The 26,063-nt window shown below is 59.7% G+C and carries 6 protein-coding genes; 5 read left to right on the top strand and 1 reads right to left on the bottom strand.

Annotated features, from left to right (window positions below; genetic code table 11):
- Positions 1-3 precede the first annotated feature (3 nt).
- Positions 4-333, bottom strand: a complete 330-nt coding sequence (locus HQL76_07855) for a hypothetical protein (GenBank protein ID MBF0109072.1) — start codon at positions 331-333, stop codon at positions 4-6.
- Between the two features lie 42 nt (positions 334-375).
- On the opposite strand from HQL76_07855, the gene HQL76_07860 reads away from it, so the two are divergent.
- The 5 genes from HQL76_07860 (at position 376) to HQL76_07880 (ending at position 26,063) form a co-directional block, all read left to right on the top strand.
- Positions 376-1,122, top strand: coding sequence for a cytosolic protein (locus HQL76_07860; GenBank protein MBF0109073.1), 747 nt, complete (start codon positions 376-378; stop codon positions 1,120-1,122).
- 90 nt (positions 1,123-1,212) lie between these two features.
- Positions 1,213-2,721 carry a SpoIIE family protein phosphatase gene (locus tag HQL76_07865; GenBank protein ID MBF0109074.1) on the top strand — a complete coding sequence of 503 codons (1,509 nt, stop codon included), beginning with the start codon at positions 1,213-1,215 and terminating at the stop codon, positions 2,719-2,721.
- An 85-nt stretch (positions 2,722-2,806) separates the two neighbouring features.
- Positions 2,807-3,103, top strand: coding sequence for an STAS domain-containing protein (locus HQL76_07870; protein MBF0109075.1), 297 nt, complete (start codon positions 2,807-2,809; stop codon positions 3,101-3,103).
- Between the two features lie 67 nt (positions 3,104-3,170).
- Positions 3,171-3,365: a hypothetical protein gene (locus HQL76_07875; GenBank protein ID MBF0109076.1), complete on the top strand. Its 195-nt coding sequence runs from the start codon at positions 3,171-3,173 to the stop codon at positions 3,363-3,365.
- 273 nt (positions 3,366-3,638) lie between these two features.
- Positions 3,639-26,063 (top strand): DUF4347 domain-containing protein, encoded by a 22,425-nt coding sequence (locus tag HQL76_07880; GenBank protein ID MBF0109077.1) that lies wholly within the window; start codon positions 3,639-3,641, stop codon positions 26,061-26,063.

Raw genomic sequence — 26,063 nt, forward strand, 5'->3', positions numbered from 1 at the left:
CCATCATAGAGCCATCCAATGGAGAGAAACCAGGAAAAACTTGCGAATATGGTTCCCCAGGAAAACAACCCGACCATGCCGGACAATGGCGAAAAAGGTCACCAGGACTCCTTCGATACACCCTGGAAGGAAATTCTGGAAACCTGTTTCCAGGATTTTCTGGCATTTTTTCTGCCGGTCGCGCACGATGGCATCGACTGGACAAAGGGCTATGAATTCCTTGACAAGGAGTTGACGCGAATCACCCGCGAAGCCCAGACAGGCAATCGATTCATGGATCGATTGGTCAAGGTCTGGCAAAAAGATGGACAGGAGCGTTGGGTCCTGATTCATGTGGAAATCCAGGGAGATCAGGAAAAAGAATTCCCATCACGGATGTTCACCTATTTTTCCCGTGCCCGCGACCTCAAGCAGTGGCCTGTGGTCGGATTGGCCATCCTGACGGACGAAAACAAAAACTGGCGGCCCAGTGAATTTCGTCAGGAACTCTGGGGCTCCCTGGTGATCTACCGATTCAACATTGTGAAATTGCTGGATTATGCGAATGATCTGGAAACCTTGGAAACATCGGATAATCCCTTTGCCATCGTGACTCTGGCGCACCTGCACGCTAAAATGACCAGAAACCAACCGGAAAAACGCCTGCAAACAAAATGGCGGATCATCCGCAGCCTGTACCAACACCGCTTCACCAGACAGCAGATCATCGATCTGTTTCGGTTTATCGACTGGGTGCTCAGCCTGCCAAACGATGCCGACCAGCGGTTTTGGAAAGAACTGACCAAATTTGAGGAGACTCGGAACATGCCGTACATCACGAGCGTTGAGAGAATTGGGATGGAAAAGGGCTTCCAGCAGGGCATCCAACAGGGCATCCAGCAGGGCATCCAGATCGGCGAGCAGCGCGGAGAGCAGCGCGGAGAGCAGCGCGGAGAGCAACGAGGAGAACAACGAGGAACGTTGAAGGGTATGATTGAAATCTTGTTGGACCAACTCCAGGAAAAGTTTGGCCCGGTACCCGAATGGGGGTCTTCCAAACTTGCCGAAGCGGACCAGGACACCCTGAAAAGGTGGAGCAAACGGATTCTCGGTGCGGAAAAAATCGAGCAGATCTTCCAGTGATCCCTGGTGCGACCTGCCGCCGACATCGCGGCCAGGGACTGTTGATCGGACCTGGAAATGGTTGCCCGGCCCGGAAAACGGAGCGATGACATGACCTGCCGCGGCGGGGAAGAAAAAACGCTGATTCTGGTTGCCGACGATGATGAATTCATGCGGGCGGTCATCAACCAATATCTGACCAATGCCGGCCATGAAGTATTGATGGCCGCGGACGGGGCAGTGGCGGTAGAACTTTTCCGACACAACCATCCCGACCTTGTCCTGCTGGATGCCGACATGCCGGTGACCGACGGTTTCAGCGCCTGCACCCAGATCCGGCAAATCGCGGGAGATCGCGACGTGCCGGTGATCATGGTCACTGCCCTGGATGACGATGCCTCGGTCGCCCGCGCTTTTGCCGCCGGCGCCATGGAATATGTCAATAAACCAATAAAATGGTCTGTATTGAAACAAAGAATTCGACTGCTGGTGCAACAGAGGAAAACCCTCGAAACCCTTCGGGAACGCGAGCGACAGATTCGCCTGTTCATGCACAAAACCCCGGTTTCGATTGCGATGTTCGATCGGGAAATGCGTTATCTCCAGGTCAGTCATCGGTGGCTGGATGAATTCGGTCTGGTCAACCGACCGATCCTGAACCTGTGCCACTACGACATTTGCCCTGAGGAATCCCAACATTGGCGCAATATTCATAAACGCTGCCTCGATGGCGCCTGGGAACGCCGGGAAGCGGATCCGATCACGGACAGCCAGGGTCATGTGAGCTGGTATCGCTGGGAAGCCTTTCCTTGGCAAAAGAACGATGGCGAAATCGGCGGCATCATGATGTTCACCGAGAACATCACCCGGCAGAAGGAGTTGGAAAACGAAATCCGGCAACATCAACTCCGGTTGACCATGGAACGCGATCTGGTCGAGGAGATCATCACCCGCATGCGTCGGTCGGAAGAATTCGATGCCCGGTATTTGCGTTTTCTCCAGTCACCCGTCGAAAATACCACTGGCGATCTTCTCCTGTCCGCCTTTCGTCCCGATGGCGCCCAACACCTGTTGCTGGGCGATTTTACCGGCCATGGTCTCCCGGCGGCGATCGGTGGTCCCATGGTGGCAGACATTTTCTATTCCATGACGCGCAAAAATCTTCCCCTGTTGGACATCGTCAACGAAACCAACCTGCGCCTCTGCCAAAAGACCCCCGCCGACATGTTCATGGCGGCGGGTTTTCTGGAAATCGCCCCCGACCGCCGTGGCATGACCGTCTGGAACTGCACCATTCCCGACATGCTTGTCTTCCGTCGGGGACGGCTGATCCATCGGTCGGTCTCGACCCATTTCGCCCGGGGGATGATCCACCACCCGGTCACTTCAGGGACGTTCCTGGAAGTGGAACCGGGAGATCGTATTTTCGCCTATACCGACGGATTCATCGAGGAACGCGACAGGGAGGAGCAAATGTTTGGCCAGAAACGGTTCGAAACCCTCCTCCAGCGCATGATTCAAGGCAATGAACCCCTGGAAACCCTCCGGGAGACCCTCCGAAGTTATCGGGCCGGTCCATGCCAAAGCGACGACATGACCCTGGTCGAGGTGACCGTTTGAACCGGGTGAACCGGACCGATCGCATCGGGATGATCGATCCATGAAAAACGACGTACTGTATACACCACGAAATCGGAGCCATTCCATGTATCTCGAAGTCAAAAAGCAATCGAATGAAGTGACGATCTTCATCAAAAATACGTTTGACTTCAAGATACGGACCGAATTTCGCAATGCCTATAAAGATGTTCCGCCAAACGTGGCGTATGTCGTCGATTTGCGCAACGTCGAAGCGCTCGACAGTTCAGGCATCGGCATGCTGATGCTCCTCTGGGAACACGCCGGTTCGGAGAGTTCCAATGTGACATTGGTCAACTGCCGTCCACGGATCAAACATTTATTTCACGCAGCGCAACTGGATAAGATTTTTCATATTCCCTGATCGTTCCATGGACGGGTCCCCTTGGCAACGATAAGCGACAGGTTACGAAAAAATGGAGGAACGAACGATGAACGATAAACCCTTGAGTCAGGCAGAGGACGCGGATGTCCGCCATGTCATGCAAGCCCTGGAACGGACCAGCCGTCGCGCCAGGGAAATTGCCTTTCAGACGCGCACCGCGCTGGTGGTGGTTCGGGAAGGACGATTGGTTCGGGAATATCCCGTCCATCCGGACATACAGGAAGAGGTACAAGGACCATGAAGAAGATCACCCCGGATGATCCCTTGAAAAATACCAATGTCACGGTGGTCAAACGACAGCCTCCCCAGGTCGATGTCGCTGAAGAATCATCTTGACTTGGCGGTTATCCTGTTACGATACTGATCCATGGCTGGGTCGCATGGAGAAGGGGCAACTCCGACCAATTCGTGCAATTTTTGAATGTAGATTTTTTTTGAGATATATAATTAAAGATTGTTTCTTCTCTATATAGAAAACTTTTGACACTCTTCCGCTCCGGAAGGGGAGGGATCGATGGCCAAAGACCGTATCCTTGGGAAAAAAAATGGTATCGGACGCGCCTTGAAGTCACTGATCCAAGGGTCGTCGCGACACCGCCGGGTCACGGCCATCCGCCCGCGCCTGCTGCATGTCGAGGCGATGGAACCCAGGTTTCTCCTCTCCGGAGAAGGGCTGGTCCTCCCGCCGCCGGTCCCCGAACCGGATGAGACTCTTGAAGCCCCCTTGAACCAAAGCACGGCGGATCGGTGGAATACCAGCGCAGTCGCCGCCGAACATCAAAACGATTCGGTGGGCACCCAGGGGGAAAAGGCCCAGACCGAAGGGGCCAATGAAATCATCTTTGTCGATCCCGCCGTCAGGAATCATGAAACACTGCTCGCCTCGGCCCTGCGTTCACGGCCTGGTCAATCCGAACCGGGACGGGTGGAGGTCGTCGTTCTGGACGCGAACCGGGACGGCATCGAGCAGATGACGATGTGGCTCGATGGCTACCAGAACCTTCAGGCAGTACATGTATTGAGCCATGGCGACATGGCAGCGCTGCGCCTTGGAATCACGACCCTGAATCCGACCAACCTTGAACAGTACCGCGATCAACTGGCGGCGTGGAACGTGGCCATGGCCCCCGGGGCCGACCTGCTTCTCTATGGCTGCGACATCGCCTCCGGGGTCCAGGGAGAGACCTTCGTCGAACAATTGAGCCAATTGACCGGGGTCGATGTCGCCGCCTCGACCGACGCCAGCGGCAGCGCGGAAAAAGGTGGCGACTGGATGCTGGAAAAGGCGACCGGAACCATCGAAACCACCCCCCTCCAAGCCAATGACTACAACGACCTGATGGCCGTCGTCACTCCCGTCACGTCAGGGACGACCGCAACGACCATTTCTTCCACCGGGGCCTTCGATGCCGCGGAAAAACTGGCGTTGCAACTGAACGCATCGAGCGAACTTTCCCCGACGCTCCCTCTGGTCGATCTGTCGTTTGCCTCGCTGATCAAGACCAACGATGGTCGGTCCCTCGGAGACATCATCAGTTTCAAAACAACTTCGAACACCTCCGTCCTCGATGACTACCTGGCTACGGCTGGCAGCCACACCATGGGCGGATTGATGGACCGGCTGGGGGATTATCTCAATGGCATCGGAGACTACAGCCATCTTGAATCCCTGGTGAACAACGCCGCCGGCGCCCCCGCCATCAGCTTTACGGCGACGGACGATGTCCTGGACATCAACCTGACCCTGTCCCGGGAATTTTATCAGCGCTTCGGTTTCGGCGATGATTTGAAATCATTGGGGTTTGATTTTCAAACGGGTCAAGGAATCCCCCTGGTCGCCAACATTCATTATGCCGCGAGCCTTGACTTTGCCGGCGGAACCCTTGAGGTCACCACCCTCGACGCCCAGGTCAAGGCCAAATCGGCCTCCCTCGATACCGGGGCAATCCTGGGAATTCTTGATGTCACCGCCTCGGGAACGATGGTCTTTGACACGGGAAAAGTCGAGTTTCAACCCATTGGCCCGAAAACGGCATTGGAAATCAAGGATCCGAGCGATGAAACCTTCGAAAGCGCCGACAATCTGATCGAGATCAAAACAGGAACGGTCCACAACGTCAAATCCAATTTTCATTTCGATCTGACCGGAACCGTTGGCTCCACCGCCCTTTCGACGCTTGCCGGGGGGACACCTCATGTGGATATTCTCTTCGGCGACGGCACCACCGCCGTTCCCTGGAGTTCCATCCAATCCACCCCCATCACGGTGACGGCCAGCAACTTTACCCAGGTGCAACCCTTCGCCAGTCTGACCTCGACGCAACTGGTCAACATGCTTCAGGACCTGGGCACCTATCTCGAACTGCTGCGCGACTCGGGACGGTTCGATGCCCTGATGCCCTTCACCGAACTCAAGGTCGGCCAGGCCCTTGATTTCAGCAAGGCCATCAACGATGTGATCGACAATCAACTGGCCACGACGCTGGTCTCGGGGTTGACGGCAAGCAAGGCCATCTCGCCAGTTCTCCCAGGCCAGTTTCCCCTCCCTTCCGGAAACGCCGCCTTCGACCTCTACATCAAACGACCCGGCGACGAACGGGTCTCGACGATCACCATCACCATCGACAATGGCGAAACCTCCTCCTTCATCCATATCAACCAACTGGCGGAACTGATCGGTCAGAAGATCGCCACCGCCGTCAACGGACTGCTCGCCTGGTCCGGAGATCCCTTTGAAATCGAGGAATCGCTCAAAGGTGGCGCCACCATCGTTGGTTCCGACCGGAGCAGCGAGGAACAGACCCTCAAGATTCACGCCTCCTCCGGGACCTACCAACTGAAATTGGGATCGGGAGGCACGCTGACCGGAGACATTTCAGTATCCGCCTCTCCCATCGAGGTGCAAAACGCCCTGGAATCGGTTCTCGGCGCAGGAAATGTCGTGGTGACCGGCAGGCCCAGGCATCTGCACATCGAGTTCGTCCGGTCCCTGGGGGAAACCGACCAATCAAGTCTCGTGGTGGTTCCGGGAAGTGTCACCGCGGGATCGCTGATCGATGTCTACGCCACCGAGTTCACCCTGGGCGATGATGGCCGCATGTGGGGCAAGCTCAATCTGGCCGAGGCCAATGTCGGTGACTTCACCATTCTCAGGGTCGCCCCCTCCTCGACCGTCAAGGTCAAACAGCTCACCCCCGGAGACGATGCTTCCGAGGCGACACAACGCCTGACCATCGTCCATGGTGGCGGCTCTTCGTTTTATCTCAAGGGGAAAAGGGCGGACAATTCCGATTTTACCACCGCTGCCATCCCCGGTACCGCCACCACTTCCGCCATCGCCAGCGCCCTTTCCGCGGTCCTGCCGGGGGTCACCGGATTATCGGTGACCGATGTCGGCGTCGATTATGCCGCCGACAACGCAACAAAGGTCTTCGACATCGGTTTTGGCAAGAAGGATGGGGTCAACTATGGCGCCTATCCCGTGATGACGGTCGATACCACGACCGCCGGGACCTGGACCAGTTCGGTCCCGGCCCAGGCGGTCATTTCAACGCACCAACAGGCCGTCCCTGCCGTCGGCGCCACACCGGCGAAGAATGAAATCCAACGCTTCTCCATCGGCAATGCCACCGGTGGGCAGTATTCCTTCGGGGTCAGTCTGGGAACCCTCTTTTTCCAGAGCAACGCCATCACTCTGGGCAGCAGCGCCGCGACCATCGAAGCGGCCCTCGTCGGCATGTTCCAACAGGGTGTCCCAGGCTTTTCCGACAGCGATGTCAACGTCACCGCCGTCGCTGGCAAGGCCAACACCTTCGACATCGAGTTCACCGGGATCTGGGCTGCCAAAGACTGCCCGCACCTGCGTCTGAACACCTATGCGCTCACCTCCGTCGCCGGCAGCGCCTACAATCCCCACACCCGCCTGGGCTTTCTGGCCGAGGGACAGGATTCGACCGTCAACAAGGTGACCACCTTCGATACCTTCAACGAAATGATGGACCGGTTTCAGCATGCGATCAATACAACGCTCGCTTCCGGCTCCTTCTCGGTCGCTCCGACCTACGACAGCGCCACCAAAAGTTTGATGTTCAACGTCAAATTCGCCCCATCGGCGGAAACCCTGGGGGTCCCTCTGACCTTTTCCAGCAGCATCGGCGACCTGTCGGCCCTGTCCGCCGAAACGACCCTGGACCTGTCCACCCAGACCACCTTTCAAAGCACCATCGGTTTTGATTTCGCCAACCTCAATACCTTTGGCTTGCGGGCGGGCGGGGCCTACACAGGCACGATCACCGCCAATGCGGCGAACACCGGAATCGTTCAACTGAGCGCTTCTTTTCCCTTTTCCGCCGATGCCACCTTCACCCTGAATCTTGACGGAGAAAGTTACGATCTCACGGTCGCCGCGAGCAACACCACGGCCAATACCACCCGCGACGACCTGATCGCCGACTTTCAGACGGTCCTGAACGGCACGTCGGTCGTTTCCGGGGGACTGCTATCCCGACTCGGGTTTTCAACCCTGGGCCAGGCGGTCACAATGACGAAGAACGACAGCAATCAACTTCAATTCGTCATCAAAGCCACCGTATCCTCGGTCCAACTCACACCCAGTCCCTTGAGTTCCATGGTCAGTCTCCTGGGATTCAAGAACATGACTGCCTATCCATCGGCCAAGGCGGTGACGCTGGCAAGCAACGGGCGTCTGAGCGCCGCCGCCACCTTCAATCTTAAATTTGACCAGACCACCCCGGTCACGGTCACGATGGCCGCCGATGCCAGCAACACCCAGACCAGCGATCTGGTGGATGACTTGAACACCGCCTTCGCCGCCACCAACATTGCCGCGCACAGTCATCTCGGCACCGGCGGCAAGGGCTTTTCCAACCTGGGCCAGGTAATCACAGCGATCCTGCGCAACGGCCAGATCGAGATTGTCACCCTTTCCTCCAAGATCGCCTCGCTGCAAATCCTGATCGACGGCACCAATCCCGCCACCACCGAACTTGGCTTCACTCCGGGACAGTTCGCCACGACCAACGGCGCCTATGTCTTTCTGAAAGACCCGGTCCTTGGAGGCAGCTACAGCGCCGTGGTTCACGGGCAAAGCGGGGCGACCCCCGCGACCCTCCCGACCCCGGGCCAGGCAACACTCGGCATGCTGGACATCACCTTCGATACCCTGGGGGCCGATTATCAGGGAAGCATGAATTTTGAATTGCGCAACGGTCTGGCGGGAGTCGCCGGCGACCGCATCAGCCTCAATGCCCTGTTCGACTCCGCCACCGCGCAGGAATCGCTTCTCGGTTTGGGCGGCGCCTTGCAGACAAGTACCACGGTTGCGGCAACCGGAGTTCCCTACCAGAGCAACGGCGAACTGCTGCGCGATGTCGGACTCACGGTGACCGTCGGCAGTCAGGAACTGGAGGTGGTGGTTCTCCGTTCGGCGACCCTGGGCAACACCTCGGTCAATGATCTGGCGGCGGATGTCAATGCCGCCATTCACACGGCATTGGTGGCGACTCTGGGCAGCGATCCCTACGCAGGTCACACCTTCGTCACCATCACCAACACCGGCACCGCCGGCGCCCCCAAGAATGTCCTGACCTTCGCCGCGCCGACGACCACCCTGACCCTGGCGGCCAATCCAGCCCAGATCTACAACGCCACCACGGGGGTTCTTCTGACCGACCTGCGCCTGTCCGTCACGGTGGCCGGACTGGCGCAACCGGTCGATGTCATTGTCCGTACCAGCCGCGCCAGTACCAACACCTCCCTCGACGATCTGGTAAGCGATGTTTCCGAGGCGCTCAAATCGGCCCTGAATTCCGCCAAGAACAATTCTTCCGACACGACGGTCAAGGCCAACCTTGAAACCTTGATGGCGGCGACCGATCTGGTCACCCGAACCGGCTCGGTCCTGACCCTCAAGGCGGGAGTGGTCGCTGCCAAAGAGATTACCCTAAACAACTTGGCCATCAAGGGAAGGCTTCTGGAAGGTGATTATGTCACCGATCTGGTATTTCGCAATCAGGCGGGTACTGTGGGCACCCTTCCGACCGCCAAACTGGAACTTGCGGGCATCGGCATCCGGACTCCAACCGGAGTGAGCGCGACCGGCTTGAATCCGATCACGAAGATCACCATCGACGTCAGCAACATCGTCGATGCCCTCGCAGGGTCCAACCCCATGACGGCGGTGGTGGTGGTCCCTTCGGACGGACTGGGCAATCTGACCCCCTTCAAGGATGTCTCCTGGTCGGAGGTTCGGACCGGCCTGGGTCACCTGGGAAGCCTCCTGGGCGACCTGGGGGCGCTGGGATCCTTCGGCGAGTTGGGCCGGGCGCTGCCGGTGCTGGGCCAGAGCGTTTCGGAGGTCTTCGATTTTTCGAGCCGATTCAAGAGTGTCAAAACGGAACTTGAAACCCGGGAAGGGATCGGACTCCAGGATCTGAAATCGGCCCTTGCCGCGGGATTTGGCATCTCCGAAGGGGCCATCACCCTGGAAAACGACACGACCGCCGGTCAGGAGGCGTTGCGCATCATCATCCCCTATCGGGTGCTCGTCAACGACTCGGTTCCCCTGGATCTGATTTTCAACGATCAGGCATTGTTGGATCTCCTTTCGGATGCCGCCAAGGCACAACTGGCGGGATTGATCGGCGCCATCAGGGAACTCAAGGACACCGAGGGAACCGCCAAAGCCCAACTCAACGCCGACATCACCTTCAACCTGGCGCTGGGAGTCGATCTGGGGAACACCAGTCCCAACAAGGGCAAGCTGTTCCTGTATGATCATGTCGCGGGAGGGTCCGCCGGGTTTTCGGGAGATACCGGAACCTTTGCCCGGCTTGACGCCTTTTCGCTCAATGCCGCGGGAATGGCCTTTACCTCCAATCAGGGGATCTACAGCCTGGGAGTGACGGGCGGCAGCGCAAGCCTCTCGCTGGCGGGGACCAGTGGACTGATGCTTGATTCGGACGCGGCGGACGGGGCCAGTGACGGTCGTCTCTATCTCGATGCGTTTGCCGGACTCGCCACCGCCGACGCCAAGACCCTGAAATCGTCCAACTTCGACATCATCTTCGACGGGTCGGCGGAAGCAGTGCTTCCCCTGACCCTGAGCGTCTCCGACGATCTGGGACAACTGGCGATCGAACAGATCGACGGCTTCATCAATCCCCTCCCCCTGGGAATCATGGAGGTGAAGTTCCTCAACCTGGGCGATACCTTTGCCAAAATGGGCGGCAAGACCGGATTTACCCTCCAGGAAAGCGCCGAGGGGAGCAACAGTCACACCGTCATTTCAAGCCAGATCGTTCAGGCAGCCCTGCCGGAGCGGCCCAGTTCCGGCAACGGCACCGCGGTCACGACCCCGGAAGGGGCCCCGGTGGACAACGACAATGAAGCGGCCCTGGTCGATCCAACGCTCAATCCTTTTTTCTCGTCTTCCGATGGTTCCGGCGCCACGACCACCCCCGGCGGCATCACCACCGGTTCGAGCGGTCTGTTCAGCACCACCCCCCAGGCCAACCCGCCCAGTTCCGGTTTCGACATCAGTCTGATCCTTCCCGACATCGAATACTGGCAGTTGGAGTTGACGGTCGTCCTCGAACGCGCCCTCGGTCCCAACTGCGAGCCCGATGAACCGGTCCATGGACCGCTTCTTTTCCTGTTGCGCGATCCCACCATTGTCGTCAACACCGTGGACAAGGTGCTGGAGACCATTCAGAAAGGACTCGATGCCTTCAGCGATGTCCTGTCCCTCCCCATCATCGGCGACCAGTTGCGCGATGCGACGCAGTTTGTCACCGATCTGAGGCGCAATGTCGTCAAAGCGCTCAACGATGCCCTGTCCTCGGCGATCGACACCTATGGCGGACTCGACAACGCCCTGCGCATGTTCATGTTCGACCTGCTCACCACCGACAGCAACAGCGACTACATCATCCAGTCCTCCGAGGTCAACGCCAATCCGTTCCTCAATTTTCTCCAGGACTACAACGGCGACCTCCAGGTCACCCCCGACGACATCGTGGTCGAGTACCTTGCCGGAACCGGGACCCCCAAGATCGACCCCGCCCTGGCGGATTATCTGGGCGTCACGCAACCCTCGATGATCCCGGCGGTCCTGCCGGGACAACGGACTGCCTGGGTCACCTCGGGCAAGAATGTGCCCAACCTTGACAGCCATGGCGACCCGATCCTCCATGCCGACGGCACCCCCTGCTACATCGGCGACGCAGGCGACATCATCATCGATCCAAGCCTGCGCGCCATTCTCGATGACATATCGGGGGCCATCGACAGCATGGAAGCCACCGCCGGCGATCTTCTCGGATTGATCGAAAGCACCGGGCATGACAAGAGCTTTTTCGATTCCCTGGTCAACATTGTCACCTTCATCGCCGACAAGGTCGCCCAGGGATACACCTATCAAAGCCTGTTGAAAGATGTCTTCGGCGCCGGGGTCACCGCCTCGGTGTTGACCGATGTCCTGACCGAGTTCGTCCCCTCCTCGGGGGCCCTGGCGGCGGACGCCGCGGCAACCAAGGTGGCACGGCTCACCAATCCCAACGCCATCGTCGTCAAGGCGAGCCTTGCGGAGCTGAAAGCGGCAGTCAAGGAAAAAGCGCTCCACGTCGGAACGGAAGTGGCCCTGGCGCAGAGTACCGCCATCCAATTCCGCATGCACCTGGGACAGACCTATACCCCCGCCATCGATCTCAGTTTTGATATTGGCATCCCCGGACTCCCCTTGAGTCTGGAACTCGATGGCGGCATCGCGCTTGAATTGGACTGGGATCTGTTCTTCGGCTTCGGCATCGACATCAAGGACGGCTTCTACCTGATCACCAACATGCCCGGCACCGCCGGCATCGGTGAAATCACCACCTACGACCCCGTGGACAAGGGAGTCGCCACCGGCATCGCCAGCAATCATCATGATGTTCACATCGACAACCTGTGGCTCGTCGGCAAACCGACCTTCACCCCGGCGGTCAAGGAACTGAGCGCCCAACTCAACGTTTTTCTCGCCCCCGGCGGCGGTAGCGGCCCGGCGCGGTTGAACGCGGAACTGTTCGTGCTGAATGGCACCCTGACGGACAATTGGGATGGCTGGATCAAGGACAACGACACCGGCATCTGGGGCAACGGCACCGACTCCATGGGCCGGTTGTCGGGATCGATGTCACCAACCTATGGCCGCAGCGATTCGCTGTTCGATGGCGATACCGGGGCGGACGGTTCGCGGACCCGGTTGCAGCTCAATCTGGCGGTGGATCTCAAGGACAAGGGATTGTTCGGGATTTCGGCCCTTTCGTCCCTGACCAACGGTCGTCTGACCTTCAGCGATCTGCGCACCGCCAAGCTCTCCGATCTGGTCGCGGTCGAATGGGATGCCAAGGCCCAGGTCAACATGCATATGGAACTCGGCATTTCCCTGGGAGGGGAAGGTTATCTGCCCAAGATCATGGGCGATTTCCACCTGACCTATGAAAACGGCAACAAGAACCAGTACGTCCAGAAGATCGAAAAATTCTTTTCCACCGGATACGACACCCTGTTCCACGTCGGCGCCCCCAATATATGGATGTCGGACATCTATCTCGATGTCGGTACCTTCTTCACCAAGTTCATGAATCCGATCGTCGGCTTCATCCAGGATGTGACCGACCCCATCATGCCGGTGATCGACGCCATCACCACCCCGATTCCGGGCCTTTCCGACCTCATGGGACGCGATTATTCGGCGGTGGACCTGGCGAGCGACATGTCCTCGTTGTTCGGTGGCATTTCCCAGGTCGATTTTCTCATCGCCATCGTCAACATGCTCGATGTGATCGACGACCTGCCGACCGACACCGACGGCATGTTGATTCCGGTCTCGCAGGCCTTCGTCGTCAGCGGCACCAAGGATCGCAAACTTAATCTTTCGGCGCTGCCCTCGATCCCCGGCCTGCCCAACATCGATGTCCCGGTCGATCTTCCCTATGCCCAACTGGCCGACATCGCGGTCGAAGAGGATGGCTTCGAATTCAGCCTGAACATGGGGGTGGGCTGGCATGACGACACGACACTGCTCAGCATCTTCCGCGCCGAAATGCCGCCGCTCGCCTTCGATTTCGACCTGAACGCCGATGTCGCGGTTCCGGCCCCCTACATGGATGTCACCCCCTATGATTTTACCATCGATGGCCTCAGCGGCTCGTTCCGACTGAACATCAAGGCGGGCTGGCAGGACTTGCACCTGTCAGACATCCTCTCGGGCGATTTTGCGCCGCGCTTCGATGTCACCATCGAGGTCCCCAACGGTTTCAACATCGATACCCAGGTGTTGCCCGTCCTGAAGGTCCTGTTGCCACGAATGACCTGGTCCATCGGCAGCCACACCTGGGTTTGGGCCTCGGGCGGCGAATTCGTCATCGACTGGCCCGAGGCTTTGTCGATGTTTGTCGATCCGAGCAATGTAAAGACCATCGACATGACCGGGGCCTCGTTCAACGTCAACCTGGGAAGCATCGATCCCTTTCTGCCGCAAATCCAGGTTCAATGGCCGACGGTGCGCTGGATCGGCCTCGGAAAGGAATTTGCCTGGGATCAGAGCCAAACGACAAACCTGGGTTGGTCGAGCATCATTTCCGACAATGGCCTCCTCTCGGCCCTGGTCGATCCCAACTGGACCATCACGGTCCAAATGCCCGATGTCTGGTTGCCGAGCATCAGCCTGTTCGACCTTCTGCCCGACATCGATTTCGACTTCGACTTTGGCCTGCCCGGACTGCCGTCACTCCCGGACATCAACATCGACCTTCCCGACATCGACATGCCGGGACAACAGACCGTTTCGCCGAAACAGGCGTTCGACGACTTCAAGAACAAGTTGAAAAAACCGGGCAGCGCCCTTAAATTTCCGATTCTTGAGGATCCGGTCGGGTCGGTGATCGCCATGTTGACGGGAGAACATGCCGATCTGGTCACGTTTACCCCGAACAACCTGAATCTGGAAGTCGGTTTCCGCGTCTCCTATCCGGTCTATCCGCCGTTGTATGTCGGCCTGGGTGGCAGCATCAGCATCGATGTCGCCCTGACCCTGGGTTTTGATACCTACGGCATCAGCAAGTTTTTCGACAGTCATAACCTGGTCGATATTCTCGATGGATTCTACGTCAGCGACAACATTGTCAACGGAGTGGACCAACCCGAAATCACGTTGAACGCCAAACTCTACGCCTTCGCCGAACTCAATGTGTTCGTCGCCCGCGGTGGCGTCGAGGGGGGAATCAAACTGGAAGGGACGCTCGACATCTATGACGAAAACAAGGACAACAAATACCGTGCCTCCGAACTGATCGCCGCCGTCTCCGAGGATCCTCTGGACGTGGTCGAAATGCACCTGCGCGGCTCAGCCTACATCGCCGCCTATGTGGACATCAATGTCATTTTCGACTGGGTCCGGGTGTGGGAATGGACCTTCATGGATGTGACGCTGTTCGAGTGGGAACACGATCCGGGGGCGAAAAAACCGGTCCTGGGATCGATGGATGGATCGATCCTGACCCTGCACGCCGGTTCCACCATTGGCAGCATCGATGGGGAAGATTCCGTGAACAAGGGGGCCATCGATCGCAAACGCCGCAGCACCGACGACGGCAACGAATCCTTCACCCTGACCGGAAGTGGCGGTCTGGTCGAGATCAGCGCCATTCTGACCAATGGCCAGACCTATACCAAGACCTTCGCCGGAGTGACCCGGGTCAAGGCCTTCGGCGGCGCTGGCGACGACACATTTGACGCCTCGGCCCTCGACCTGCCGGTGCTGTTCATCGCCGGCGACGGCAACGACACCTTGAAAGGCGGCTCGGGAGATGATGTCCTGATCGGTTCGGATTCAGGGACAGCCATCCTGATCGGCGGCGGCGGCAACGACCGGCTGATCGCCCGTGGGGGAACGACCGACATGCAGGGTGGGACGGGGGACGATACCTACCGCTTCCTGGAAGGATGGAACAGCGCCACCATCGACGATGCCAACGGCGACAACATGTTTGACTTCACTGCCCAAGGGAGCGCCGTCACCATCGACGATGCCTACTTCCAGGCCATGGAAGGGGGCAACCAGGTCACCTGGGACGCGACGACCTCGATCGATGTCATTCAGGGCGGTTCGGGAGATGACCTGATCGATTTTTCGGGGGATGCCGCCAATCTGCTGGTGACCCTCACCGGCACCAATGAAGGATGGGTCAAGGGAAGCGGCAGCGGCAAGACGCAAACCTCCTTCGACGCCACCACCCATCAGGACATGAAGGACGCGGGCGACAATGGCGGTCGCGGCTTCAAGTTCGAGGGATTCGAAAACATCATCGGTGGCCAGGGAAGCGATGTGTTCCGCCTCCAGGACGGTGCCTCCCTGACCGGTTCGCTGTATGGCGACACCACCCCGGGCGCCTACCATGACGCCTCGGGCAATGAGGTCGCCAATGCCCGCAACACCATCGATTTTTCCGAATACACCAACGCCATCACCCTGGATCTGGAAGGGCAGAGCGCCTTCGGCAGCGCCGGAGCGACGACGATCACCGTCCGCGGCTTTCACAATATTTTCGGCGGATCATCGAACGATCGCCTGTCGGGCGATGGCCGCAACAACATGATCGTCGGCAACAACGGTACCGACATCATCGAGGGAAAATCGGCCCATGACCTCCTGGTGGCGGATACGTTTGTCACCTACAAAAACCTGATCGGCAGCCAGACCCGTCCCGCCGATGCCGATTTAAACAATGTCACCGATTATCTGACCCTCCAGACCGCCGGGGCCGCGGAATTCGGCGCCGCCTCGCGCAACTGGATCTGGAAGGGACAAACCCTGGAAAACAAGAGCCTTTCGACCGCCGGCAAACAAACCCTCAAGGGGGGCAGCGGCAACGATGTCATCCTGGGAGCGCTCGGCGGGGATGTCATCAACATCGGCGGCTCCGGCGAAGGCAACGACACCATCATGGCCGACCTGGGCCAGGTCGCGATCGATTTCAACTTCCGTTCCGCCCTGTCCGCCACGACCTTCGGCAACAAGGGGGGCGGCGGCGACACCATCTATCTGGGAACCGGCAGCAATCTGGTATTGGCGGGCAGCGGTCGGGACACCATCTACAGCGTCGATACGGCCAACAGTTTCAATATCATCCTGGCCGACAACGGCACCGTGCAATACCGCACCACCGAGGTGACGGTTTCCGGACAGACCAAACGGACCTTCGCGGAGGTCTCGGGCCGGAGTCACCTTCTTGATTTCGTCGAAGCCCCGGTGGACGAGACGGGAGGACAAGGAAATGACGATACCTTGAGCCTGGGAAGCGCCTCGGCCATCGTCCTGGGAGGGGCCGGAAAGGATGCCATCACCTTTACCGCCGCCACCTCCACAGGCGCCAACCATCGCTTCATCTCCGGCGATCACGCCCGAATCGATACCGATGCCAACGGCGGGGCGGTCTCTTTCAAGAGCCTCGATCTTCTCGAATCGACCGGTGACGCGGATGTGATCACGGTTGGCAACCAGAACGATCTTGCGGCGCGTTATCTGGGCAGCAATTACATCATCGCCGGCGCCGGAGCGGACAAGGTGCTGGTTTCGGCAACACTGGACGCCACCACCGGGGTGATCACCGTGGGGGCAGCCAACAGCACCGATGTCATCCTCGGCGACCACGGCGAAATCACCCGTTGGGATTCCGTCGCCGCGACGACCTTCAACCAACTCAAACAGGTCAAAAGCACCCAAACCAACCAGGGAGGCGCCGATCTGATCCAGACCGCCAATGGCGGCAAGACCATCGTCGGCGGCTATGGTCAGGATTCGGTCACGGTCACCACCACCAGCAACTCGATTCGCCATGTTGTCGGTGACAACGGACAACTTGAGTTTAACAGTGTCGGCGGCATGCAGACGATGACCTCCCTGGATACGGTAAGTACCACGGGTGGCAACGACATCATCGTCATCGCCCCCACGGCATCCACCCAGGACCTGGGACACAATTTTATTATTGCCGGTATGGGGGACGACAAGGTGCTCATTGCCGCCAGCCTTGATCCGGTCAGCGGCGCCATCACCGCCAACGCCGCCAACGCCGTCGATGTCCTCCTCGGCGACAACGGCACGATCACCAACTGGGCCGCCTCCCCCGAGGTTCTTCTCCATAACCGCCAACAAGTCATCAGTACCCAGTTGAGCCTGGGAGGCAATGACGTTATTCATGCCGCTAACGGCGACAAAACCATCATCGGCGGTTTTGGCCAGGATACCGTGACCGTCACAACGACCAGCACCTCCATTCGCCAGGTCGTCGGTGATAACGGGCAGATTGAGTTTAACAGTGTCGGCGGCATGTTGAGCATGACCTCGCTCGATACCGTCACCACCACCGGCGACAACGATGTCATCGTCATCGCCCCCACGGCATCCACTCAGGACCTGGGACATAATTTTGTCATCGCCGGCATGGGCGCCGACAAGGTGCTCATTGCCGCCAGCCTCGATCCGGTCAGCGGCGCCATCACCGCCAACGCCGCCACCGCCGTCGATGTCCTCCTCGGCGACAACGGCACGATCACCAACTGGGCCGCCACCCCCGAGGTCCTTCTCCATTACCGCCAGCAGGTCATAAGCACCCAGCACGACAAGGGGGGCAATGACCTTGTTCAGGCATCCAACGGCGACAAGACCATCATCGGCGGCTACGGCCTGGATACGATCACCGTCACCACCACCAGCGCTTCGATTCGTTATATCGTCGGTGACAATGGCCAGATTGATTTCAATAGTGTCGGCGGCATGTTGAGCATGACCTCGCTCGATACCGTCACCACCACCGGCGACAACGATGTCATCGTCATCGCCCCGGCCACGACCAATGAAAACCTGGGCCATCATTACATCATCGCCGGCATGGGCGCCGACAAGGTGGTCGTCGCCGCCAGTCTGGACCCGGTGAGCGGCGCCATCACCCCGAACGGCGCCACCTCGATCGATGTCATTCTTGGCGACAACGGCACGATCACCAACTGGCCGTCTTCCCCCGCCGTGGTGATCAACGAACGGCAGCAGGTGATCAGCACCCAGTTGGACAAGGGTGGCAACGACCTGATCCAGACCGCCAACGGCGACAAAACCATCGTCGGCGGGTTTGCCCAGGATCGGGTGACGGTGACCACCACCAGCACCTCCATCCGTCACATTGCCGGCGACAATGCCCGAATCGACTTCAACAGCGTCGGCGGCATGCTCTTCATGACCTCGCTCGATACCGTGGTGACCACCGGCGACACCGACATCATCGTCGTCGCCCCGACCGCCACCACCCAAAACCTGGGCGCCAACTATATCATCGCCGGCATGGCGGCGGACGTCGTTCTGGTCGCGGCCTCCCTTGACCCCGTCACCTCCGCCATCACCGCCAACGCCGCCACCTCGGTCGATGTCATCATCAGCGACAACGGCTCCATCGAAAACTGGCCCTCGACGCCCGCAGTCCTCCTCAACGTCCGCAAACAGGTTCTAAGCCTTGAACTGGACAAGGGTGGCAACGACCTCATTCAAACCGCCAATGGCGACAAGACCATTATCGGCGGTTATGGGCAGGATGTCGCGATCGTCACCACCACCAGCCAATCGATCCGACACGTCGCCGGCGATAATGCCCGGATCGACTACAATACCGCCGGGGGCATGCTCTTCATGACCTCGCTCGATACCGTGGTGACCACCGGCGACACCGATGTCCTCGTCATCGCCCCCACCACCACGACCGAAAACCTGGGGACCAACTTTATCATCGGCGGCATGGCGGCGGACAAGATTCTGGTCGCGGCCAGCCTTGATCCGGTCAGTGGCGCCATCACCGCCAATGCCGCCACCTCGGTCGATGTCATCATCAGCGACAACGGATCGATCACCAACTGGCCTTCCACCCCCGCCGTCGCCCTCAACCTGCGCAAGCAGGTCGTCAGCCTCCAACTGGACAAAGGGGGCAACGATCTCGTGCAAACCGCCAATGGCGACAAAACCATCATCGGCGGCTACGGCCTGGATACAATCACCGTCACCACGACCAGCAATTCCATGCGCCTGATCATCGGTGACAACGGTCAGATCGATTTTGACACCGCCGGCGGCATGATCGACATGGTGACCCTCGATACCGTGGTCGAAACGGGAGGAAACGATGTCATCAAGGTCGGCCCGACCGCGACCTCGGCCCACACCCTGGGGACCAATTTTATTTTCGGCGGCATGGGAAATGATGAAATCTACATCGCCGGCGCCTACAAGAACCCGGTCACCGGAAAACTGGTTGGCGGGGCCGCGTCGAGCGAAGACGTAGTGATCGGCGACAACGGCGAAGCCCACCGTGAAGCCTTGACCAATGTCATGTTGAAGGTGTTCACCAAGGTCAACGACAAGGGCGGCAATGACATCATTGCCGGCGGCAACGGCGGCAAGGTGGTCCTGGGAGGAATCGCCAACGACCAGGTCCTGGCCATCGACGGAACGCATCTGGTCATCGGCGACAATGGTGAATTCGATTATGACCTGGTAGCCAGGAATGGCCTGTTGCGCGACATGTATGCCACCGACATCACCCTGGGCGGGGCCGATACCATCACGCTCGGGGAAGGTTTTACCGTGGTGATGGGAGGCATCGGCGCCGATGTCGTGGACATCATCGCCCAAGGGATCGCCGCGGCGACCGGATTGCACCATGTCACCGGCATCCCGACTACGGTCGGGGCCCCCAACAGTGAAAAACCGGGACGGACCGGTCGCTTCATCGCCGGCGACAACGCCCGCGCCCGCTTCGATGTCAAGGCGGGACTGACCGACTTTGAAACCATCGATGCCATTTCAGCGACGGGTGGCGATGACACGATCACCCTGGGCAAGGCGGATGTCGCCGCCGGGACCGATCTGGGATACCAGGTGGTCATGGGTGGCATGGCCGCCGATACCATCCTGGTGCGGCAGGATTACCGCAGTCAGGATGTAATCCTGGGCGACAACGGCGAACTGCACCGCAAACCCCTGGGATACGCCCATGTTTCCATCGGCAGCCTGGTGACCAATCTTGGCGGAACCGACGATATCCGCACTGGACGCGGCGACAAGATCATCCTCGGTGGTTTTTCCAGCGATGTCGTCAATGCGCGCACGGTTCGGGAAAGCGGCAAGGATGAACGGGTGATCGCTTTGGGCGATTCCGGACTTCTTTCCTACGATCTTGGTGGCGGCGGCACCCTTCAAAAGGTCGAAAGTTTGACCATCCAGTTCGGTGGCGCCGACACGGTCACCATCGGCGATGGTGATGTCACCTTCATCGGCGGTTATGGCAACGATACCCTGGCGGTGGATTCCTCGGAACTGGCCTTTCGCAGCGTCGCGGGCGACAACGCCCAGATCACCTTTGCCGCAACCGCCGTCGTCGCCGATCAGGCGGCAAGCCAGTTGAGTCTTCTGACCCTGGACCTCACCGGGGTGACGGGCGGTGTGGACAACCTGAGAATCGGCCCGGTCGGAGGGATCAGCGGTGACCTGGGCGAGGTGGTCCTGGCGGCGGGCATGGGATCGGACACGGTCCGGATCTCGGGTGAAACGGTCAAGACGACCTTGCTGGGCGACAATGGCCAGATTCTCCGCGCCTCCGGTGTCGGCGGTGCCCGTCTTTCGGTCATCAGCCTGTTGCCGGAACAGGGAGCAGGCGATTTGATCGAAACCGTCGGCGGCGACCATGTCCTGGTCGGTGGCGCCGGCGCCGATACGTTGCGCGCCGGCAAGGGGATCGGAGTGGTGTTCGGCGACTCGGGACGCATCACCTATGACGCGGGTGTGATCCGTTCCGCCGCCAGTTCCGGCATTGCCCAGGGGGGCAACGACATCGTCGAATTGGGCGCGGTGGGAAGCAGCGATGGCCTGCAAATCTTCGTCGGCGGCTTCGGCGCCGATACCCTGAACATGCAATCCCAGACCGGCAATGGCATTTCCGCGATGGAACGGGCCGTTGCGGGAGACAATGCCAGCCTCAATTTCGATACCAGCGGTCGTCTGACCGCCTTTGCCACCGCCGACTCCGATACCTCCACCGGCGGCGCCGACATCCTGACCGTGATCATGACCGGCACGGCCCCCGCGAACACCCCTTTGACCGATCTCAACATCATCGCCGGCGGCATGGGGGCCGATACCATCAATATTTTCGGGGTGACCCGCAGCATCGATGTGGTGGGCGGAGACAATCTTGACTATCGCCGCACCAGTCCCGACGCCTCCAACCTGTTCGGACAGCATATTTTCTTCGATGTCCTGCAACCGACGACCGGAGGCAACGATTCCATCCGCATCGGATCGGGCGACAAACTGGTCGCCGGCGGCGCCGGCGACGACCGCATCGATACCAGCACCCAGGAAGGGGATCGAAACATCATCTTCGGCGATGCCGGCGCCATCGCCTTCGATCCGGGCGGCAGCGGACGCCTGCAACAGATCGGTACCACCTCGGTCAGTACCGGAGGCCGGGATACCGTGGGCATCGGCGCCGGCGAAACCTACCTGATGGGGGGCATGGGGAACGATACCCTGACGGTCAGTGGCGCCGACAACGTGGTCCGGGTCGTCGCCGGTGACAACGCCCAGATCAACTTTGAAACCGCGACCGGCAGCGCCAACCTTGGAAAACCGATCCTGGTGCAAAGCACCGGGAGCGACACCGTCGATGCCTCATTGGTAGTCGATACCCTGACCCTGGGAAGCACCGGAACCAACATGGTCCTCGGAGGTCCCGGTGTGGACACCCTATCGGGAAGCCGGGGTACAAGCCATTTCGTGGTCCCCGGAAGTGGTACCATCGATCCGATCAACCGCATCGTCAGTGTGGTCCTTCTCGGGCAATACAATGAAATGGGAATCACTGACACCACATTGGTCTATCCGCTTGCGTCCTCTGGAGGCTCCGGCGGCTCCAGTGGTTCGGGCGGCTCCAGCGGTTCGGGAGGAAGTTCCGGAAGCGAGGACACAACCGCCACCGGTACCATCACGGGAGAAGGAACCGTCGCCGAAGACGGTACGATGAGTGCTTCGGGAAATATTTCCTATCCGGCGCTCGATGGTGGTCTCGCCACGTTCGTCGCTTCCGAAACGGCGGGGACTTTCGGCACTTTAAGGATGCTGAGCAATGGCAGTTGGACCTATACCCTCGACAATGCTTCGACGGCGGTTCAATCGCTGGATTCTGGAGAAAACCCCGGCGAAATGTTTCTGGTCACGACCGCCGACGGCAGCCAGACGACGGTCTCCATCACCGTCACCGGCGCCAATGACACGCCGCAATTTGCCGCCGTGACGGATGGAACCCTGACCGACAGCAGCGCGGAAGACGGTTTTGCCTCTCTGACACGCACCCTGAGCGCCACCGACGCCGATTCTGGAGACGACCTGGTCTTCGGCATCAGTGGCGGGACGGTGGTCGATGGATTGGCAACCCTGGCGGGGCTTTACGGCAACCTGAATCTGGATACCCATACCGGAGAACTCACCTATGTCCCCAACGCGACGGCGATCAACGCCCTGACCGGCACGACCTCCGAATCGTTCACCCTGAGCGCCAGCGACGGGATCGCAACGGGAACGACGATTTTCACGGTCCATCTGGCGGGAGCGGACGATGCCCCGACCCTGGGAGGGGCATTTGCAGGCGAGGTCATGGAAGATGGCGTAGTGACGGCACATGGATCCCTGTCGATTCTCGATGTCGATTCAGGACAAAGTGGATTCGTCGCCCAGAGTGCCGCCGCCGGAACTTATGGTTTATTCAGTCTGACCTCCAGTGGTGCCTGGACCTACAGTCTTGCCAACGAAAGCGCCCGGGTACAGGCCTTGGCCGGGGGCGAACGGGTCAACGACAGCTTTACCGTATCCAGCCTTGATGGGACGACCCGAACGGTCACGATCGCCCTCACCGGCGCGGCGGACACGGCTACCTTTGGCGGAACGGGCAGAGCGACGATGAGCGAAGATGGACCGACCCTGGCCACGGGAACCTTGACCGTCGTCGATGCCGATTCGGGGAGCGGCTCTTTCGTTGCCCAGAGCGACCGGGCGGGGACCTACGGCGCCTTCAGCGTCGATTCCACGGGAGCATGGCAATATCTCATGGCCAGGGAAGGTTCCGCAGTCCAGGGACTCGCGGAGGGGCAGACCGTCCAGGATACCTTCACCGTTGCCAGCCTCGATGGCACCACCACCACGGTCACGATCGACATCCAGGGGGCCAACGATGGCGCGACCATAGCAGGTGATCGTGGCGCCACGATTCTGGAGGATGGCGCCACATCGGCAAACGGGCGGTTGACGATTGCCGACCGCGACGCAGCCCAGGGGTTTTTCACAACGCAAACGGCAACCATGGGCCGGTTTGGCCAATTCAGCATCGATCGGACGGGAGAATGGAACTATGCCCTTTCCGGAGACGCCATTCAGGGATTGACGGCAGGGGAAATGGTCGCTGAAGTTTTTCAGGTAGCCAGTATCGATGGAACCACGACCGAGGTCACGGTGACGCTCCAAGGGGCTGACGATATGGCCATTCTTGGTGGTGAAAACGTGGGTCTGGTCACCGAGGATGCGTCTCCGGTCACCGGTGGTCGATTGACCCTGGTCGATCCCGATGTGGGACAAGGAGGATTCATTGCCCAGGCTGGAACGGTTGGACATTTTGGTCTGTTCGATCTGAACCCTGATGGAACCTGGGAATACCGTCTGGCCCTTGATGCCCCACGGGTGCAAGAGCTCAACGCCAGGACCCTGGTCGTCGATCTGTTTACGGTGACGAGCATCGACGGCACCGGTAGTGTCGTCACGATTGCGGTTGCCGGGAGCGGCGATCCGGCGATGATCGGAGGCGATGCAGGGGGAACAGTCACCGAGGATCGGACGCTTGAGACCTCGGGAACCCTGACCCTCGTGGATCCCGATCAGGGAGAATCGCGGTTTGAGGTCCAGACCGACACCGAGGGTACCTATGGTACGTTTACCATCGACGCCCTGGGACAGTGGAATTATTCCCTGGCCAACGATGCGATGACGGTTCAGGGATTGACGGAAAATCAAGCGGTTTCCGAAATTTTCACGGTGCGGAGCGCTGACGGAACGGTCCATGCGGTCACCATCACGGTCCTGGGATCGAACGATGCCGCCACTCTGGGAGGGAATGTTCAGGGAACGGTCACCGAGAATCAGGTGATTCGCGCCAAGGGAGATCTGACCGTGGACGACCTTGATGCCGGCGAGGCGGTGTTCCTCCCCCAAACCGCGACCCTGGGAACCTACGGTACCTTCAGCGTCGATGCCGATGGCCATTGGACCTATGATCTTGACCCGGCCAATGCAGCGGTCGAGGCCATGACGGCGGGAGAAACGGCACGGGACCTGTTCGAGGTGACGAACGCCGCTGGTGATTCTCTGGAAGTCTCGATCACGATCGCGGGCAGCAACGATCTGGCCATTCTCGGAGGGGCCAATAGCGGTACGGTAACCGAGGACGCAACGACGACCACGACCGGACGATTGACCATCATCGATACCGACCATGGCCAGGCGGCCTTCCTGGTGCAGACCCAGACCGCCGGGCTTTACGGAACCTTGTCTTTGGAAAGGGACGGAGCCTGGAGCTACTCGTTGAACAATGCCGCGGCGACAGTACAAGCGCTGACCACGGGACAACAGGTGACCGACCGGTTTGTCGCCAGCAGCGCCGACGGAGGTTCCTCACTTGGCATCACGGTCACCATCAACGGTCTTGATGAACCCGTGGTGGTGGTCGAATCGCCCCAGGTTACCGCCGCTGCCGCGGCACAAGCGGCGCAAACCGCCACTGCCCAGGCGGTGTTGGCCGCATCGGCGTCACAGGCAACCGCGGCGACCACCACGGCGACCACCACGGCGACCACCACCACCATCTTCACGGGAGGGACCCAGGGCGCCACTGGCGCCAACCCCGGTGGTGGCACGACAGGATTGGTCATCAATACCTCAACCGCTCCGACAGGCGGGACCAACGCGACCGCACCGACAACGACAACCGGTCCCGGCAATGGAGGAAACACCACTTCCGGCACATCAGGCGGTCAGGCAGGCCGGAACGATTCAGGTCCAACCGGTGGCGGCATCGGAGTCGGCACCTCCGCCCCGGCCTCGGTGGAACCACCCCCACCCGTCACGTTGACGGTGGGAAACCAGGTTTTCTTCCAATCGCCGACGATCCAGTTTCCCAATGTGGTCCCAACATCAAGTCCCACGGTCACGTTGACCGAGGGTTTTTCGACAACAAGCGTTGGTATCGCACCCCAGCTGCAACAAGGTGAACAGGGAACCGCGGAATTTCAAAATACCGGAGGAACCGGGTTCCAAATGCCGACAACGGTCACCCCAACCGTAGGCGCCACGGGTCCGACCACCACGCAGACAGGCACCGAGGGTCCCTTTGGTGACACCAATACCGCCCCAGGAGGCGAACCTCAGGGGACGACCGAACCATTGACCGCGCCTCCCGCGGAAGGACAGCCTCCAACCACGGGTGAAGCGCCTGCCGAAGGCCAACCCCCTGCCGAGGAGGCGCCTCCCGCGGAGGGACAACCGCAGGCACGAGGACCGGGACAACCCGAAGGGACCCCGACCGCTGACAACACGGGAACAACGGAAAATCCTGACGCCACTGAGAATTCAGGCGAACCCATCGCCTTCAACGCGGCGACGGGGGCTGTCGTCGGTGCGATCGTGGCCTCGGGTCAGGGTTCGCGAATCACCTGGGACAAGGCGGCCCCCCCTCCTTCCACCAATACCCGCCGTATCGTTTCGCTCGGAGGACGATCAATGCGCATGGGATGA

Source organism: Magnetococcales bacterium (genome assembly GCA_015228815.1).
GTDB lineage: Bacteria > Pseudomonadota > Magnetococcia > Magnetococcales > UBA8363 > UBA8363.

What these genes read in the sequence shown, in the direction of transcription:
- HQL76_07855 (MBF0109072.1), bottom strand. Translation starts at nt 333, where the DNA reads ATGAATCAGGACCCAACGCTCCTGTCCATCTTTTTGCCAGACCTTGAC.
- HQL76_07860 (MBF0109073.1), top strand. Translation starts at nt 376, where the DNA reads ATGTTCACCTATTTTTCCCGTGCCCGCGACCTCAAGCAGTGGCCTGTG.
- HQL76_07865 (MBF0109074.1), top strand. Translation starts at nt 1,213, where the DNA reads ATGACCTGCCGCGGCGGGGAAGAAAAAACGCTGATTCTGGTTGCCGAC.
- HQL76_07870 (MBF0109075.1), top strand. Translation starts at nt 2,807, where the DNA reads ATGTATCTCGAAGTCAAAAAGCAATCGAATGAAGTGACGATCTTCATC.
- HQL76_07875 (MBF0109076.1), top strand. Translation starts at nt 3,171, where the DNA reads ATGAACGATAAACCCTTGAGTCAGGCAGAGGACGCGGATGTCCGCCAT.
- HQL76_07880 (MBF0109077.1), top strand. Translation starts at nt 3,639, where the DNA reads ATGGCCAAAGACCGTATCCTTGGGAAAAAAAATGGTATCGGACGCGCC.